Origin of the sequence: Caulobacter sp. Root1472 (assembly GCF_001426985.1) — a bacterium.
In the GTDB taxonomy this organism is placed as follows: Bacteria; Pseudomonadota; Alphaproteobacteria; order Caulobacterales; family Caulobacteraceae; genus Caulobacter; species Caulobacter rhizosphaerae.
The window spans coordinates 90,603-105,911 of sequence record NZ_LMFX01000045.1; the positions used below are offsets into that span (position 1 = coordinate 90,603).

General features: G+C 68.4%; 14 protein-coding genes. 13 read left to right on the plus strand and 1 reads right to left on the minus strand.

All coding sequences use genetic code 11. From position 1 onward, the window contains the following. Nucleotides 1–234 precede the first annotated feature (234 nt). The 13 genes from ASD47_RS21840 to ASD47_RS21900 all read left to right on the plus strand — a co-directional run bounded on the left by ASD47_RS21840 (nt 235) and on the right by ASD47_RS21900 (nt 14,241). Nucleotides 235–1,923 carry a flagellar hook-length control protein FliK gene (locus tag ASD47_RS21840; protein WP_056761284.1) on the plus strand — a complete coding sequence of 563 codons (1,689 nt, stop codon included), beginning with the start codon at nt 235–237 and terminating at the stop codon, nt 1,921–1,923. 11 nt (nt 1,924–1,934) lie between these two features. Beyond that, entirely contained in the window at nt 1,935–2,621 is a 687-nt protein-coding gene (locus tag ASD47_RS21845) for a flagellar hook assembly protein FlgD (protein ID WP_056761288.1), read from the plus strand. A gap of 145 nt (nt 2,622–2,766) precedes the next feature. Further along, nucleotides 2,767–4,437 (plus strand): flagellar hook protein FlgE, encoded by a 1,671-nt coding sequence (gene flgE / locus ASD47_RS21850; RefSeq protein WP_056761290.1) that lies wholly within the window; start codon nt 2,767–2,769, stop codon nt 4,435–4,437. A 169-nt stretch (nt 4,438–4,606) separates the two neighbouring features. Then, on the plus strand, nt 4,607–4,888 hold the full coding sequence (gene sciP, locus ASD47_RS21855; protein ID WP_007675208.1) for a CtrA inhibitor SciP: 282 nt from the start codon (nt 4,607–4,609) through the stop codon (nt 4,886–4,888). 246 nt (nt 4,889–5,134) lie between these two features. Then, on the plus strand, nt 5,135–6,781 hold the full coding sequence (gene fliF / locus ASD47_RS21860; protein WP_056761295.1) for a flagellar basal-body MS-ring/collar protein FliF: 1,647 nt from the start codon (nt 5,135–5,137) through the stop codon (nt 6,779–6,781). A 3-nt stretch (nt 6,782–6,784) separates the two neighbouring features. Beyond that, nucleotides 6,785–7,801 carry a flagellar motor switch protein FliG gene (gene fliG / locus ASD47_RS21865; RefSeq protein ID WP_056761298.1) on the plus strand — a complete coding sequence of 339 codons (1,017 nt, stop codon included), beginning with the start codon at nt 6,785–6,787 and terminating at the stop codon, nt 7,799–7,801. A gap of 12 nt (nt 7,802–7,813) precedes the next feature. Continuing rightward, a complete protein-coding gene (locus ASD47_RS21870; RefSeq protein ID WP_056761301.1) occupies nt 7,814–8,455 on the plus strand; it encodes a flagellar assembly protein FliH in 642 nt (213 codons plus the stop codon). Nucleotides 8,456–8,460: 5 nt separating this feature from the next. After that, nucleotides 8,461–8,796, plus strand: a complete 336-nt coding sequence (gene fliN, locus ASD47_RS21875; RefSeq protein ID WP_035072446.1) for a flagellar motor switch protein FliN — start codon at nt 8,461–8,463, stop codon at nt 8,794–8,796. 85 nt (nt 8,797–8,881) lie between these two features. Beyond that, a complete protein-coding gene (locus ASD47_RS21880) occupies nt 8,882–10,246 on the plus strand; it encodes a sigma-54-dependent Fis family transcriptional regulator (protein ID WP_056761304.1) in 1,365 nt (454 codons plus the stop codon). A gap of 135 nt (nt 10,247–10,381) precedes the next feature. Continuing rightward, nucleotides 10,382–12,493 carry a flagellar biosynthesis protein FlhA gene (gene flhA / locus ASD47_RS21885; RefSeq protein WP_056761308.1) on the plus strand — a complete coding sequence of 704 codons (2,112 nt, stop codon included), beginning with the start codon at nt 10,382–10,384 and terminating at the stop codon, nt 12,491–12,493. Between the two features lie 129 nt (nt 12,494–12,622). Then, nucleotides 12,623–13,195, plus strand: coding sequence for a hypothetical protein (locus ASD47_RS21890; RefSeq protein ID WP_056761311.1), 573 nt, complete (start codon nt 12,623–12,625; stop codon nt 13,193–13,195). 114 nt (nt 13,196–13,309) lie between these two features. After that, complete coding sequence (locus ASD47_RS21895) at nt 13,310–13,702, plus strand: DUF4282 domain-containing protein (RefSeq protein ID WP_056761313.1); 393 nt, start codon at nt 13,310–13,312, stop codon at nt 13,700–13,702. A 125-nt stretch (nt 13,703–13,827) separates the two neighbouring features. Beyond that, complete coding sequence (locus ASD47_RS21900) at nt 13,828–14,241, plus strand: helix-turn-helix domain-containing protein (protein WP_056761316.1); 414 nt, start codon at nt 13,828–13,830, stop codon at nt 14,239–14,241. Here ASD47_RS21900 and ASD47_RS21905 read toward each other — a convergent pair. Continuing rightward, the gene (locus ASD47_RS21905) at nt 14,238–15,305 is read right to left on the minus strand and encodes an endo-1,4-beta-xylanase (RefSeq protein WP_369800331.1); all 1,068 of its coding nucleotides are present in this window, start codon (nt 15,303–15,305) and stop codon (nt 14,238–14,240) included. The two genes, ASD47_RS21900 and ASD47_RS21905, sit on opposite strands and share 4 nt — an antisense overlap. Nucleotides 15,306–15,309: the final 4 nt, after the last annotated feature.

The following is a 15,309-nucleotide window of genomic DNA, read 5'->3' on the forward strand; positions in this document are numbered from 1 at the left end:
ACGGCGCCAACCGGGGGTGGGGCGCGACGACGCGGCAAGCCTGGCCCTTTGCGCCCCGTCCAGCCCGGCAAAAAGCGCCGTAGTCGGCCTGTCCAGAGGTGTAAATGCAAGATTAACATCAATTAAAACAATATGTTGTGACGAAATTTCGAGTTGGCCCGGCGGTTGCTCAGGGAAGTCCGGATCAAGGCGTGTCCTCTTCGGGCCGCCATCCTCCGTGGACCTGACCGACGCATGACCGCGATCGCCGCTCCCGCTTCCGTCCTGCCTGCCGCCCCGGCCCCCGCCGGCGGCTATGACAAGGACGCGGCCGAAGGCTTCGGCGCGCTGCTGGCCGCAAACGCCAACGCCTCGAACGACAAGGCGACCAGCGAGAAGGGCTCCACGCGGGACGCCCGCGACGCGGACAAGAGCGCCGACCGGGCGCAGGGCGGCAAGGCCTCCAGCGCCAAGGCCGCCGACCGCGCCGCCGACGCCAAGGCCGACAAGGTCGCCGACGCCGCCGAGAAGGTCTCGGACGGCAAGGCGCCCGCCAAGCCCGCCGACGCCCAGGTGACCGACAAGACCTCGAACGCCCAGCCTGCCGACGGCAAGGCCGGCAGCAAGGACCAGGCCGTCGCCGACGCGCCGGCGGCCGTCGACACCGCCGCCGGCCAAGCCGACGCCGCCGCCCAAGCCGCGGCGGCCTTGATCGCCGCCATGCAGGCGCCCGTGGTCGAAACGCCCAAGGCCGTGGCGGAAGCCGCCGCGACCGTCCTGACTGCTCCGGTCGTCCAGGCGTCCCAGAACGCCGAGACCGAGACCGCTGCGGCGCCGGCCGTCGTCCAGGACGCCCAGGCGCTGGCGCTTCCCGCCGCCGCCCTGGCGACCGACGCCCCGGAGTCCGCCCCGGTCCTCGATCTGCCGCAGACGCCGGAGGCCTCGGCCGCCGAACTGGCCGCGGTCGCGGCTGCGGCCGCCAAGTCCAAGGCCGGCTCGGCCGCTCCGGCCGCTGCGGCCGCCAAGGCTGACGCGACGCCGACCGTCGCGACACCGGCTGCTCCGGTCGCTGAGGCCGCCGCCGCCGCCCTGGCGCCGAACCCCGCCGAACCCGCCCCTATCCAGGCCGCCGCCGCCCAAGCCGCCGCGCCGGAAGTCGCGTCGGTGACCGCCAAGGTGGTCAAGCCGGCCGAACCGAAGACCGCCGCTTCCACGACGGCGACCGCCGTCGCGGCGGCCGTGGCCGACGCCGCCGCCGAGCCCGCCCACGGCCAGGTCGCCGCTGCGGCCCACGCGGCGACTACGGGTGAAGGCCCGACGGGCGACGGCGCCCAGGACCAGGCCGGCGCCAAGGGCTCGCCCCTGAAGGACGCCGCGCCGGTCGCGACCGCCGCCGACACTTCCGTTCCGGTCCAGACCTTCGTCGCGCCGGGTACGGCGGCGGCTCCGGCCCCCGTGGTCGCGGCCCAACTGCCCAAGGCGGGGCCCGAGACGGTCAACCACCTGACCACCGAGATCGCCAGCAAGGCGGTGGTCGGCAAGACCAGCCGCTTCGACGTCGTGCTGCAGCCGGAAGGCCTGGGCCGCGTCGACGTGCGCATCGAGATCGCCAAGGACGGCAAGCTGACCGCCGCCCTGAACTTCGACAACCCGGCCGCCGCCGCCGACATGCGCGGCAAGTCGGGCGAACTGCGCCAGGCCCTGGCCGCCGCCGGCTTCAACGTCGCCGACAACGCCCTGAGCTTCGACAGCTCAAGCCAGAACCAGGGCGGCCAGAGCCAGAACGCCTTCTTCAATTTCCAGGACGGCGAGAACGGCCGTCAGGCTTTCCACGGCCGCGCCTTCCGATCGGCGCTGGGCGAGGAAATCCCCACCCTGTCCCCGTCCGCCCTGCTGCCCGGCCTTCGCGTCGCCGACAGCAGCGGCGTCGACGTCAGAATCTAGGAGAGCCCGCCATGGTCACGGCCACCACCGCCACCGGCAACGCCACCACCGACAAGATCAACAACTCGCGGAACTCGCTCGCCAACAACGAGCAGACGTTCCTGAAGCTGCTGACCACCCAGCTGAAGAACCAGGATCCGCTGTCGCCCACCGACACGACCCAGATGACCAGCCAGATCACCCAGATGACCGGCGTCGAGCAGCAACTGGTCACCAACGACCTGCTGACGGCCCTGGTGGGCATGAACACCAGCGGCGGCATCAGCGAGGGCGTCAACCTGATGGGCAAGCAGGTCACCGCCGAGACCGACAAGTCGGTGCTCAAGAGCGGCGAGGCCAGCTGGAGCTACACCCAGAGCCGCGCGGCCACAGGGGTCAAGGTCGAGGTCATCGACAAGTTCGGCAAGACGATCGCCACGGTCCTGCCCGACGACATGTCGAGCGGCGACCATACCTTCAAGTGGGACGGCAAGAGCGCCGACGGGACCAAGCAGCCCGACGGCGGCGAATACACCATCAAGGTGACCGCCACCGACGCCCAGGGCACGAACATCACCACGACGGCCAAGGGACGCATCGACGGCGTCGTCACCAAGGTCACCAACGAAAGCGGCGTCAACATGGTCTGGATCGGCGAAACCAAGGTGCCGCTCGACTCCGTGATCGGCGTCACCAACCCCACCACGACGACCACGTAACGGCCGTCACGCACCAGATGAACGGGCGTCAGAACGACGCCGTCGCGGTCTCCCCCAGCGCCACGCTGGCTCCCGAGACCCAAACGCAAACCGCGCTGAGCCTTCAAACCCATTCGTTTTTGAACTTCATCGCAGGATCGCAGTCATGAGCATCAACAGCGCCATGCTCGCCGGGGTTTCCGGCCTGATCTCCAACTCGTCGGCCCTGGCCGCGATTTCGGACAACATCGCCAACGTCAACACGGTCGGCTACAAGCGCAGCTCGGCCAACTTCTCGACCCTGGTCACCGCCCAGAGCAAGAACGCCACCTACAGCGCCGGCGGCGTGAAGGCCACGACGCACCAGTTCATCAGCCAGCAGGGCCTGACCCAAGCCACGACGTCCAACCTGGACCTGTCGATCGCCGGATCGGGCTTCTTCGTCGGCACCGAGAAGCCGGAAGGCCTGACCGCCACCGACACCCGCTCGTTCACCCGCGCCGGCTCGTTCCAGCTGGACAACCTGGGTTACCTGAAGAACGACGCCGGCCTCTATCTGCAGGGCTGGCTGGCCGATCCGGTGACCGGCACCATCACGCCCGACCCGTCGGACCTGACCCAGCTGTCGTCGATCAATGTCGGCACGGTCGGCGGCACCGCCGAGAAGACCACCCGGGTCGGCGTCAACGCCAACCTGCGCTCGGAACAAGCCGTCGCGGCCGCGGCCAACGCGGTGGCCAGCAAGGGCACCCTGACCGACAGCGGCGGCGGCACCGGCGCCTATTCGGTCTATTACAGCCCGACCGGCACGGGGAACCAGTACTCGGTCGAGGTCCGCAAGAACGGCGTGTCGGTCGCGACCGGCGTCAACACCTACGACCCGACGACGGGCGCCCTGCTGACCACGACCCTGCCGGGCACGTCGCCGAACGTCACGGTCGCGCCGGGCGTCACCCTGACCCAGACCCAACTGGGCGTGAACACCAAGGCCGACGCCATCGCCAGCGGCGCCTACGACCCGACGACCCGCTCGATGTCGGACTACGCCGAGGACCCGACCACGGGCGTCAAGCCGGACTTCGAGATTCAGATCCCGGTCTCGGACTCCAAGGGCGGCCAACGCACCGTCACCCTGTCGCTGCTGAAGGGCCCGGGCCCCAACGAATGGTTCGCCGAACTGCGCGCCAAGCCGGGCGACCTGGACAACAACACCAACGGGCTGATCAGCTCGGGCAAGATCACCTTCACCACCGACGGCAAGCTGAACTCGGTCGGCAACCTGTTCGGCGGCGTGACCCCGACGGCGATCAATATCGGCGCGTCCGATCCGCTGGCCACCGGTACGACTCCGCGTTGGGCCGACGGCCTGGGCATCGATTCCCAGGACATCCAGATCGACCTGGCCAGCGCCGCCGGCGGCCTGACCCAGTACAACAGCCAATCGGTGGTCCAGTCGGTCAACACCAACGGCACCGCCTTCGGCAACCTGACCAATATCGAGGTGGACGACCAGGGCTATGTCTCGGCGATCTTCGACAACGGCGTGACCCGTCGGATCGCACAGGTTGCGATCGCCACGTTCTCGAACCCCAACGGATTGAAGGGCGTGAACGGAAATGCATATCGCGTCACCAACGAAAGCGGCACCTATAGCCTGAAGACTCCGGGCCAGGGGGGCGCGGGCGTGATTGCTCCGTCCACGCTGGAAGCTTCGACGGTCGACTTGTCGACGGAGTTCACCGGGTTGATCACGACGCAGAGAGCCTATTCGGCTTCGTCGAAGATCATCACCACCGCCGACCAGATGCTAGAAGAGCTTCTGAGCATTAAACGGTAATTACAGGTCTTAACTGACCTTAATTGTCCTGTGTCACATTGATACATCACGGGAGTAGGGAGAAAGCCTCGTGTTTCAGTCTTTCTTTACTATTGGAATTAAGCGCCTGTTATTTCCCGGCGCGTATATTCCTCTCCAACAGTGATGGTTGTGGGAAAGGCGTAAAGCCATGTTGCAGCAGCAGCGCACGAACAGCCGGGGTGAGAAGTACGTGATCGGTCCGACCGGCGCGCCGCTGACTCTCTCCGACTTGCCGCCTCCGGAAACCCAGCGTTGGGTGATCCGGCGCAAGGCCGAAGTGGTGGCCGCCGTCCGCGGTGGTCTCCTCTCGCTCGACGAGGCGTGCGATCGGTACAAGTTGACCAACGAGGAGTTTCTCGCGTGGCAACAGTCGATCGATCGTCACGGCCTGGCGGGTCTGCGGACCACTCGGCTTCAGCAGTACCGCTAGTCAGCGGGCCGGAAGTCCATGTCGTACGGGGGTTTTGAGCCCTCGGCGACCTGTCGAACAGTTCAGCGGCCGCGTCCCCCAGGGACGCGGCCGCGACCTTTTGGCGCCCCTGGGACCCCCTTGGAGGGGCCCTTTGTAAACGACCCGTTTACCTTGCACTGGGTAAATCCTGCCTAGCGACGGCGTGCTCCGGCGCGCAGCGGCGGGCGTCCTCTAGGGGGACGCTTTTCAGGGGTAGGGCGTAGGTTGGATAAGTTCCTCAGCGCGATTCAAAGGTTTGGCGTCGGCCGTCTGGCCGCCCTGATCGGCGTCGCCGCGGGCGCGATCGCCGTGATCGCCGCCGTGATGATGATGATGAGCAAGCAGCCCAACGAGCTGCTGCTGTCCAATGTCGACCCCAAGGAATCCGCCGCCGCCACCCAGGCGCTGGACACCGCCGGCATCAAGTACGAGACCAAGAGCGACGGCTCGACGATCTATGTCGCCCGCGACAAGGTCAACGCCGCGCGCCAGCTGATCTTCACCAAGGGCTTGGTGACGTCCGGCTCGGTCGGCTACGAGATCTTCGACACCGGCAACGCGCTGGGCCAGACCGACTTCGTCCAGCAGCTGAACCGCCAGCGCGCCCTGCAGGGCGAGCTGGAGCGCACCATCCAGGGCTGGGACGGCGTGCGCGCCGCCCGCGTCCACCTGGTGATCCCCAAGCGGCAGCTGTTCGAGGAAGACGCCGAGAAGCCGACCGCCGCCGTCACCATCAGCACCGGCCGCGAGCCGTCCGCCGACATGGTCCGCGCTGTCCAGAACCTGGTGGCCGGTTCGGTCGCCGGCATGAAGCCCGACGCCGTCAACGTCATCGACCAGCACGGCAAGACCCTGTCGGCCGGCAACGACGAGAGCCTGGCCGGCAAGCTGGCCCAGGACGCCAAGAGCGAGGCCGAGGCCCGCATCGCCAAGACCGTCAAGGACATGATCGACGGCGTGCTGGGCCCGGGCAAGGCGCGCGTCAACGTCACCGCCGACCTCGACCTGAACCGTGTCACCACCCAGGAGCGCAAGTTCGATCCGGACGGCCAGGTCATCCGCTCGGAAAGCACCAACGCCAACAATTCCAGCGAGACCAAGAACGACGACACCGGCGGCGTCACCTCGACCCAGAACATCCCCGGCCAGACCCCGAACGGCTTCCAGCCGCTGGGCGCCAAGCAGGACAGCAACGAGAGCGTCACCAACTACGAGATCTCGGAAAGCACCACGACCACCGTCCAGGAGCCGGGCAAGGTCCGCAAGGTCGCCATCGCCGTGGCCGTGGACGGCGTCACCGCCCCTCCCGGCAAGGACGGCAAGCCGGGCGCCTACACTCCGCGCTCCGCCGCCGAAATGGCGCAGCTGGAACAACTGGTGAAGACCGCCGTCGGCTTCGACCAGACCCGTGGTGACCAGGTCTCGGTGGTCAATGTCCGCTTCCCGCAACCCGAGGACCAGGGTCTGGGCAAGGCTGGCCTGATGGACGGCATCGACAAGAACGACCTGATGCGCTTCGCCGAACTGGGCGTGCTGGCCGTCGTGGCCCTGCTGATCCTGCTGTTCGCGGTGCGCCCGTTCCTGAAGAGCCTGATGAGCCCGCCGCCGACCCCGCTGGGCCTGGCGCTGAACACGCCGCAGATCACCCGCATGGTCACCCTGTCGGACGGCACGACCCAGGAAGTGGTCGTCGACCAGACGGGCGAGCCGATCGCCATCGCCGGTCCCGCCGACATGGATCAACGCATCGACATCGCCAAGATCGAAGGCCAGGTGAAGGCCTCGTCGATCAAGCGGGTCTCGGAGTTCGTCGAAAAGCACCCCGACGAGTCCGTCGCGATCCTCCGCTCCTGGCTGCACGAGTCGGAGTAGGCGATGAAGAGCTCCGTCAACGACGTCAAGAAGCTGGCCGGTCCCGAGAAGGCCGCGATCGTGCTGCTCGCCCTGGGCGAAGAGCACACCGCGATCTGGGAAGCCCTGGACGACGAGGAAATCAAGGAAGTCTCCCAGGCTATGGCCGGCCTGGGCACGGTCTCGGCCTCGGTCGTGGAAGAGCTGCTGGTCGAGTTCGTCTCGGGCATGAGCTCGACCGGCGCGATCATGGGCTCCTACGAGCAGACCCAGCGCCTGCTGTCGGCCTTCATGCCGCCGGAGAAGGTCGACCAGTTGATGGAAGAGATCCGCGGTCCCGCGGGTCGGACCATGTGGGACAAGCTGGGCAACGTGAACGAGGCCGTCCTCGCCAACTATCTGAAGAACGAATATCCGCAGACCGTCGCCGTGGTGCTGTCCAAGGTGAAGAGCGACCACGCCGCCCGGGTCCTGGCCTCGCTGCCGGAAGACTTCGCCCTGGAATGCGTCACCCGCATGCTGCGGATGGAGCCGGTGCAGCGCGAGATCCTCGACAAGATCGAGCAGACCCTGCGCACCGAATTCATGTCGAACCTGGCGCGCACCTCCAAGCGCGACAGCCACGAGATGATGGCCGAGATCTTCAACAACTTCGACCGCCAGACCGAGGCCCGCTTCATCGCGGCGCTGGAAGAGCGCAACCGCGAGGCCGCCGAGCGCATCCGCGCCCTGATGTTCGTGTTCGAGGATCTGTCCAAGCTGGATCCGGGCGGCGTCCAGACCCTGCTGCGCGCCACCGGCAAGGAGCAGCTGGCCCTGGCCCTGAAGGGCGCCTCGGACAAGCTGCGCGAGATGTTCTTCTCGAACATGTCGGAGCGCGCTTCGAAGATCATGCGCGAGGACATGGAGAGCATGGGTCCGGTCCGCCTGAAGGACGTCGACCAGGCCCAGGTCGCCATGGTGCAGGTCGCCAAGGACTTGGCCGCCAAGGGCGAGATCATGCTGGCCGGCGCCGGCGCCGAAGACGAACTGATCTACTAGGGAGATGGCTGAATGACCGACATCGCCCACAAGCGCTTCACCTTCGACACCGTGTTCGACGACCACGGCGGCATGAGCGCGCCGCCGAGGGTGAAGAAGAACTTCACCCTGGAAGAGCTGGAAGAGGCCAAGGCGCAGGCTTACGCCGCCGGCGAGCAGTCGGCGGTGGCCCAGGCCGAGCGCGAGGCCGCCATGGCCCTGAACACCGTCGGCCAGGCGATTCACAGCGCCTTCTCGACCCTGGCCGCCGTGGCCCACGAGCATCGTGAAGGCTCGGCGATGCTGGCCCTGGCCTGCGGCCGGGCCATCGCCGACGCCGCCCTGGACCAGTTCCCCGAGGCCCCGACCCAGGCGGCCCTGGTGGCCCTGGCCCGCGAGGTCGAGGCCAGCCCGAAGCTGACCGTCCGCGTCGCCCCTCATCTGGTCGAGCGCACCCAGGCCGCTCTGGAACAGACCGCCCAGGCCATCGGCTTCCCCGGCCAGATCATCGCCCGGGCCGACGCCGTGCCCCCCGCCGCCTTCCTCCTCGACTGGGGTGACGGGCGCGCGGCCTTCAATCCCGCCGACGCGGCCGCCCGCGTCACCCAAGCCCTCGAAGCCGCCATCGCGGCCGAGGGTCTCCACGCTGAACCTCTTGCGCCTAGCGAAGGCTGACCGCCATGTCCGAAGACAACCTCACCCTCGACGAATTCGGCGGCAGCATGCTGGCCTCCGAAATGCCGGTCGAACTCAGCGACAAGATCGCGTCGGACCTGGCGCCGGTCTTCGACGTGCCGGTCAACATTTCCGCCGTGCTGGGCCGGGCCCACATGTCGGTGGCGCAACTGCTGCAGCTGTCGGCCGGCTCGATCCTGGAGCTGGACCGCAAGGTCGGCGAGGCGATCGACATCTATGTGAACAACCGCCTGGTGGCCCGCGGCGAGGTCGTCGTCGTCGACGAGCGCCTGGGCGTGACCATGACGGAAATCATCAAGGACGGCGACGCCGCCGGCTGATCGCCGCGAGTGGCGCTCCCGAGCGTCGAGTGAAGCTTAAACGGTTTGAATACGGGGCACGTAAGGCCCCAACGGAGAGAAAACGATGCGCCTCCTGGTCGTCGGAAAACTGAACGGACAGCTCTCGGTCGCCGTGAAGATGGCGATGAACACCGGGGCCAAGGTCTCGCACGTCGAGACCACCGAGGCGGCGACCCACGCGCTGCGGGCCGGGCAGGGGGCGGACCTGCTGATGGTCGAGTACACGCTCGACATCGCCGGCCTGATCGCCACCAACGAGTCCGAGCGGATCCGGGTGCCGGTGGTGGCCTGCGGCGTCGACGCCGACCCGATGCGGGCCGCCGCCGCCATCAAGGCCGGGGCCAAGGAATTCATCCCGCTGCCGCCCGACGCCGAGCTGATCGCCGCGGTCCTGGCCGCCGTCACCGACGACAACCGCCCGATGATCGTCCGCGACCCGGCCATGGAGAACGTCATCCGCCTGGCCGACCAGGTGGCCCCGTCGGAAGCCTCGATCCTGATCACCGGCGAGAGCGGCTCGGGCAAGGAGGTGATGGCCCGCTACGTCCACGCCAAGTCGCGCCGGGCCAAGGCGCCGTTCATCAGCGTCAACTGCGCCGCCATCCCCGAGAACCTGCTGGAAAGCGAGCTGTTCGGCCACGAGAAGGGCGCCTTCACCGGCGCCGTGGCCCGCCGGGTCGGCAAGTTCGAGGAAGCCAACGGCGGCACCCTACTGCTGGACGAAATCAGCGAGATGGACGCCCGCCTGCAGGCCAAGCTGCTGCGCGCCATCCAGGAGCGCGAGATCGACCGGGTCGGCGGCTCCAAGCCGGTCAAGGTCGACATCCGCATCCTGGCCACCTCCAACCGCGACCTGGCCGCGGCGGTGAAGGACGGCACGTTCCGCGAGGACCTGCTCTATCGCCTGAACGTCGTGAACCTGCGCCTGCCGCCGCTGCGCGAGCGCCCGGCCGACGTGATCACCCTGTGCGAGCACTTCGTGAAGAAGTACTCGGCCGCCAATGGCGTCGCCGAAAAGCCGATCTCGGCCGAGGCCAAGCGCCGGCTGATCGCCCACCGCTGGCCGGGCAACGTCCGCGAGCTGGAGAACGCCATGCACCGCGCGGTGCTGCTGTCGCCGGGCTCCGAGATCGAGGAGTTCGCCATCCGCCTGCCGGACGGCCAGCCCCTGGCCCCGGCGCCGGACGTGGCGGTGGCTCGCGGCGCCCAGATGGCCGCCGACGCCGTGTCGCGCACCTTCGTCGGCTCCACGGTGGCCGAGGTCGAGCAGCAGCTGATCATCGACACCCTGGAGCACTGCCTGGGCAACCGCACCCACGCGGCCAACATCCTGGGCATCTCGATCCGCACCCTGCGCAACAAGCTCAAGGAATATTCGGACGCGGGCGTCTCGGTGCCGCCGCCCCAAGGCGGCGTCGCCGCCGCCTGATCTGGAAAACCGTGTTCGGCGCCCGCGACCATCGGTCCGGCGCCGGACATGGCTAATTTCGGTTAAGACCCTGGCGGGTTCGCGCAAATCGCTTCATGCGCGATTCCTGCCAAGCTAACGGATCGAAGAACCTGAATGGCTGACGCCGCCGCCCCCAAGGCCGCAACCTCGATCCCCAGCGCCAAGTCGCTGTGGGAAGGGATCCTGCGCGGCGAAATGGGACTGGCCCTGGGCGTCGTGGGCATCATCGTCCTGCTGATCATCCCAGTGCCGGCGATCATGCTGGACCTGCTGCTGGCCATCTCGCTGACCGGCGCGGTGCTGATCCTGATGACCGCGGTGCTGATCAAGAAGCCGCTGGAATTCACCTCGTTCCCGACCGTCCTGCTGGTCGCCACCCTCTATCGCCTCGGCCTGAACGTGGCCTCCACGCGCCTGATCCTCGGCCACGGCCAGGAAGGTTCGCACGGGGCGGGCGCGGTGATCGCCGCCTTCGGCAACCTGATGATGCAGGGCAATTTCGTCATCGGGGTGATCGTCTTCATCATCCTGGTGGTGGTGAACTTCATGGTCGTGACCAAGGGTTCGGGCCGGATCGCCGAGGTGGCGGCCCGCTTCACCCTGGACGCCATGCCCGGCAAGCAGATGGCCATCGACGCCGACCTGTCGACCGGCCTGATCGACCAGGACACCGCCAAGCAGCGCCGCAAGGACCTGGAACAGGAATCGACCTTCTTCGGCGCTATGGACGGCGCCAGCAAGTTCGTGAAGGGCGACGCCGTCGCCGGCTTGATCATCACCGCCATCAATATCATCGGCGGCATCCTGATCGGCGTCGTCCAGCACAAGATGCCGATCGGCGAGGCGTCGGCTTCCTACACCATCATGACCATCGGCGACGGCCTGGTCAGTCAGATCCCGGCCCTGATCATCTCGATCGCCGCCGGCATGGTCGTGTCCAAGGCCGGCGTCGAGGGCAGCGCCAACAAGGCCCTGACGACCCAGCTGGCGATGAACCCGGTCGCCCTGGGCATGGTCTCGGCCTCTTCGGGCGTCATCGCCCTGATCCCGGGCATGCCGATCCTGCCGTTCGCGGCCCTGGCCGTGGGCTCGGGCTTCCTGGCCTATCGGCGCGCTCAGCAGGCCAAGGAGCCGCAACCGCTGGATCCCGCCGCCCTTGCGGCCCTGGCCGAAGCTTCCGCCGAGCCCGAGGAGGAGCCGATCAGCGCCTCCCTGGCCATCGACGACGTCAAGATCGAGCTGGGCTACGGCCTGCTGACCCTGATCAACGACCTGGACGGCCGCAAGCTGACCGACCAGATCCGCGCCCTGCGCAAGACCCTGGCCACCGAGTTCGGCTTCGTCATGCCGCCGGTCCGCATCCTGGACAACATGCGCCTGGCCAACCAGGGCTACGCGATCCGCATCAAGGAGATGGAAGCCGGGGCCGGCGAGGTCCGCCTGGGCTGCCTGATGGCCATGGACCCGCGCGGCGGCCAGGTCGAGCTGCCCGGCGAGCACGTGCGCGAACCCGCCTTCGGCCTGCCCGCCACCTGGGTGGAGGACGCCATGCGCGAGGAGGCCACCTTCCGCGGCTACACCATCGTCGATCCCGCCACGGTGCTGACCACGCACCTGACCGAGATCCTCAAGGAGAACATGGCGGACCTGCTTTCCTACGCCGAGGTGCAGAAGCTGCTGAAGGAACTGCCCGAGGGCCAGAAGAAGCTGGTCGACGACCTGATTCCCTCGGTGGTCAGCGCCACGACGATCCAGCGCGTGCTGCAGGCCCTGCTGAAGGAGCGGGTCTCGATCCGCGACCTGCCGCAGATCCTGGAAGGCATCGGCGAGGCCGCGCCGCACACCGCCTCGGTCATCCAACTGGTCGAACAGGTCCGCGCCCGCCTCGGCCGCCAGCTGTGCTGGGCCAACCGCGGCGACGACGGGGCCCTGCCGATCATCACCCTGTCGGCCGAGTGGGAGCAGGCCTTCGCCGAGGCCCTGGTCGGTCCGGGCGAGGACAAGCAACTGGCCTTGGCGCCCTCGCGCCTGCAGGACTTCATCCGCGGCGTGCGCGACGCCTTCGACCGCGCCGCCATGTCCGGCGACAGCGCCGTGCTGCTGACCAGCCCGGGCGTTCGGCCCTATGTCCGTTCGATCATCGAGCGCTTCCGCGGCCAGACCGTGGTGATGAGCCAGAACGAGATCCACCCGCGTGCGCGGCTGCGCACCGTGGGCATGGTCTGAGGCTTCGCCCGGAAAAAGCCGGCAAGCGCCCAGAAATGGTCACGTCCTGTTACCGACTATTTCGGAACCGTTGCCGATAGGTCGCGTTCGGTTTGGCAAGGCGGGGGCCTTCACGACGGAGCGCTACAGATGAAAACCAAGATCGCCATGTTCGCCGCCGCCGCGACTCTTTCGCTGGCCGGCGCCGCTTTCGCCCAGACGACGGGGTCCACCTCGACTCCGGCCACCGGCGCCACGACGCCGTCCGGCCAGACCATGCCGTCGGCCCAGACGACCCCGTCTGGCACGACCTCGGCCACCCCGGCCACGCCCGCCTCGCCGTCGACCGGCACGTCGGCGTCTCCGGCCACGCCGGCCAGCCCGGCCACGGGCGCGGCCGCCTCGACCGGCGCGACCGGCACCGCGGGCACGGCTGGCACGACGGCGGCTGACGCCGACGCGGCGGGCACGCCGTCCTCGGCCAATGTCGCCCTGGACCTGAAGGTCGGCTCCGAAGTCAAGGATCCCTCCGGCGCGGTCGTCGGCACCATCGCCGGCACGACGGCCGGCGCCGACGGCTCGACCAATGTGGTCGTGACCAGCGGCGACAAGAAGTTCGCCCTGCCCAAGGCCAGCTTCAGCGCCGCCGCCACCGGCGGTCTGCAGACCACGGCCACCAAGGCGCAGATCGACGCCACCCTGGCCGGCGCCAAGCCGCAATAACCATCCGGCGTCATCGGAACGACGAGGAGCCCGCTCGGCATTGCCGAGCGGGCTTCGCGCTGCTAGCGATGGGCCAGTACCCGGCGGAGCTCCCGCTGACATGAGGGGTGTCGGATGGCTCCGGCCAGAAATTCCAAGGCGCGTGGTTCGAACGGGCTGTTCTGGGACCTGTTGACGTTCGACCGTCTCGTCACGGGGCCGGTGATTCACCTGATCTATTGGGCGGGGCTGGGCGTGGTGGCCCTGTTCGCCTTCTCGGTGGTTGGCGCCGCCGTCGGCCTGGCGCTGAAGGAGCCGGGCCTGCAGTCGCTGCTGCTGGCCTTCCCGGTGCTGATCGCGGGCCTGCTGGTCGCCGCCGCCATGGTGCTGCTGTGGCGCGCCTTCTGCGAGTTCTACGTCGCCATCTTCCGGATCAGCGAAGACCTGCGCGCCCTGCGCCAGGCCAGCGACGCCGATCACGCCGTGGCCGCCGCCACGCGTCCGCCGGCGCAGAAGCCGGTCGGCTGACGTCGGCGTCCCCTGCGACCGAATAACGCGGTTTACGAAAATTCGTCACAAAGCTTGAGGGCGAGGTTCTTCCTCGGCGTCTAAGCGGCAGGAGGCCCGTCTAGCCTCCCGCCCGGAGACGCATTTTGGCCGCCGATCAAGAACCTCACCTCGTCGATGTCCATGTGGGCGCGCGCATCCGCATGCGCCGCAAGTCCATGGGCCTGAGCCAGACCCAACTGGCCGACAGCGTGGGGATCACCTTCCAGCAACTGCAGAAGTACGAACGTGGGACCAACCGCGTCAGCGCCTCCAAGCTCTATGGCATGGCCGTGACGCTGCAAACCTCGGTGGCCTGGTTCTTCGAAGGCATGCCGCCCGAGGCGGACGGCGCGGGCGACCAACGGACCCAGGCCGTGCGCCGCTTCCTGGCGACCGAAGAGGGCGTGGAGCTGGCCTCCCTGGTGCCGCAGTTGCCGATGGCCCAGCGCCGACAGATTCTGGCCCTGGCCAAGACGTTGAGCTCCGAGGGCGACGACGAGACGGCGGCGGCGCCCTAACGTCTGAAGGCTTCGGCCAGGGCGACGGCGCCAGCCTTGGGCCGGCCGGCGTTGTCGAAGATGGCCGGGGCGTCGGCGGCGTTCTCGGCGGTCAGCCACGAATCGCGGTCGCGCAGGCCCCAGACGGTGAAGGCGAAGCGCTGCCGCTCGGGCAGGGCCATGAAGGCCTCGGCGGCTTCAGCGTAGACGGCCGCCTGGCGGCGCTGCAGCTCGGCGCGGGACAGCAGCTTGTTCTCGGCGCGGGTCAGCGACACGTCCAGTTCCGAAATGTGGATCGGCAGGCCCAGGCTGGCCAGTTCGCGGATCATTCGGGTGATCTCGCCCGGCGGGACGTCGGCCGCCACGTGCATCTGGGTGCCCAGGCCGGTCAGCGGCGCGCCCGAGGCCAGCAGGCGCTCGGCCAAGTTCAGATAGGTGGCGCGCTTTCGGGGGAAGTATTCGAGATTGTAGTCGTTCAGCAGCAGGGCCGCGTCGGGGTCCGCCTCGCGCGCCGTGCGATAGGCCAGGGCGATGTGGTCGAAGGCGCCCAGGCGCTGGGCCCACAGGCTGTCGCGCCAGCCGTCGCCGTCCTCGGCCACCGCCTCGTTGATCACGTCCCAGCCGACCACCTGGCCACGATAGCGGCCGGCGACCGCGAGGATGTAGTTGCGATAGGCGTCGGTGAAGCCGATGCGGTTTTCGTCCAGCCGCGCGAAGGCTTCCGGCGCCTGGGCGTACCAGACCAGGGTGTGGCCCAGCAGGCCCATGCCGTGGGCGCGGGCGAAGGCGGCGATGCGATCGGGGGCGTCGAAGCGGAAGGACCCGTCCGGCTGGACGATGTACTCCATCTTCATCTGCCACTCGGGCGTCAGCTGGCTGACCTCGCGGGCCAGCAGGGCGGCCAGGGCGGGATCGTCCAGGTGCAGGGCCTGGACGCAGGCGCCGACGCGGAACGGGGCCAGGGTCTTCAGCGGCGGCAGGGGCGCGGGTTGGCTCTTGGCGGCCTGGGGACCGCAGGCGGACAGGGCCAGGGCGCCGGTCAGCACCGCGCGACGGTGCAGGCCCCCTCCGGCCCTCCGGGCCACCTCC

Excerpts from the sequence above, each read along its gene's own strand:
- ASD47_RS21840 (WP_056761284.1), top strand. The coding sequence starts at position 235 with ATGACCGCGATCGCCGCTCCCGCTTCCGTCCTGCCTGCCGCCCCGGCC.
- ASD47_RS21845 (WP_056761288.1), top strand. The coding sequence starts at position 1,935 with ATGGTCACGGCCACCACCGCCACCGGCAACGCCACCACCGACAAGATC.
- flgE (WP_056761290.1), top strand. The coding sequence starts at position 2,767 with ATGAGCATCAACAGCGCCATGCTCGCCGGGGTTTCCGGCCTGATCTCC.
- sciP (WP_007675208.1), top strand. The coding sequence starts at position 4,607 with ATGTTGCAGCAGCAGCGCACGAACAGCCGGGGTGAGAAGTACGTGATC.
- fliG (WP_056761298.1), top strand. The coding sequence starts at position 6,785 with ATGAAGAGCTCCGTCAACGACGTCAAGAAGCTGGCCGGTCCCGAGAAG.
- ASD47_RS21870 (WP_056761301.1), top strand. The coding sequence starts at position 7,814 with ATGACCGACATCGCCCACAAGCGCTTCACCTTCGACACCGTGTTCGAC.
- fliN (WP_035072446.1), top strand. The coding sequence starts at position 8,461 with ATGTCCGAAGACAACCTCACCCTCGACGAATTCGGCGGCAGCATGCTG.
- ASD47_RS21880 (WP_056761304.1), top strand. The coding sequence starts at position 8,882 with ATGCGCCTCCTGGTCGTCGGAAAACTGAACGGACAGCTCTCGGTCGCC.
- flhA (WP_056761308.1), top strand. The coding sequence starts at position 10,382 with ATGGCTGACGCCGCCGCCCCCAAGGCCGCAACCTCGATCCCCAGCGCC.
- ASD47_RS21890 (WP_056761311.1), top strand. The coding sequence starts at position 12,623 with ATGAAAACCAAGATCGCCATGTTCGCCGCCGCCGCGACTCTTTCGCTG.
- ASD47_RS21895 (WP_056761313.1), top strand. The coding sequence starts at position 13,310 with ATGGCTCCGGCCAGAAATTCCAAGGCGCGTGGTTCGAACGGGCTGTTC.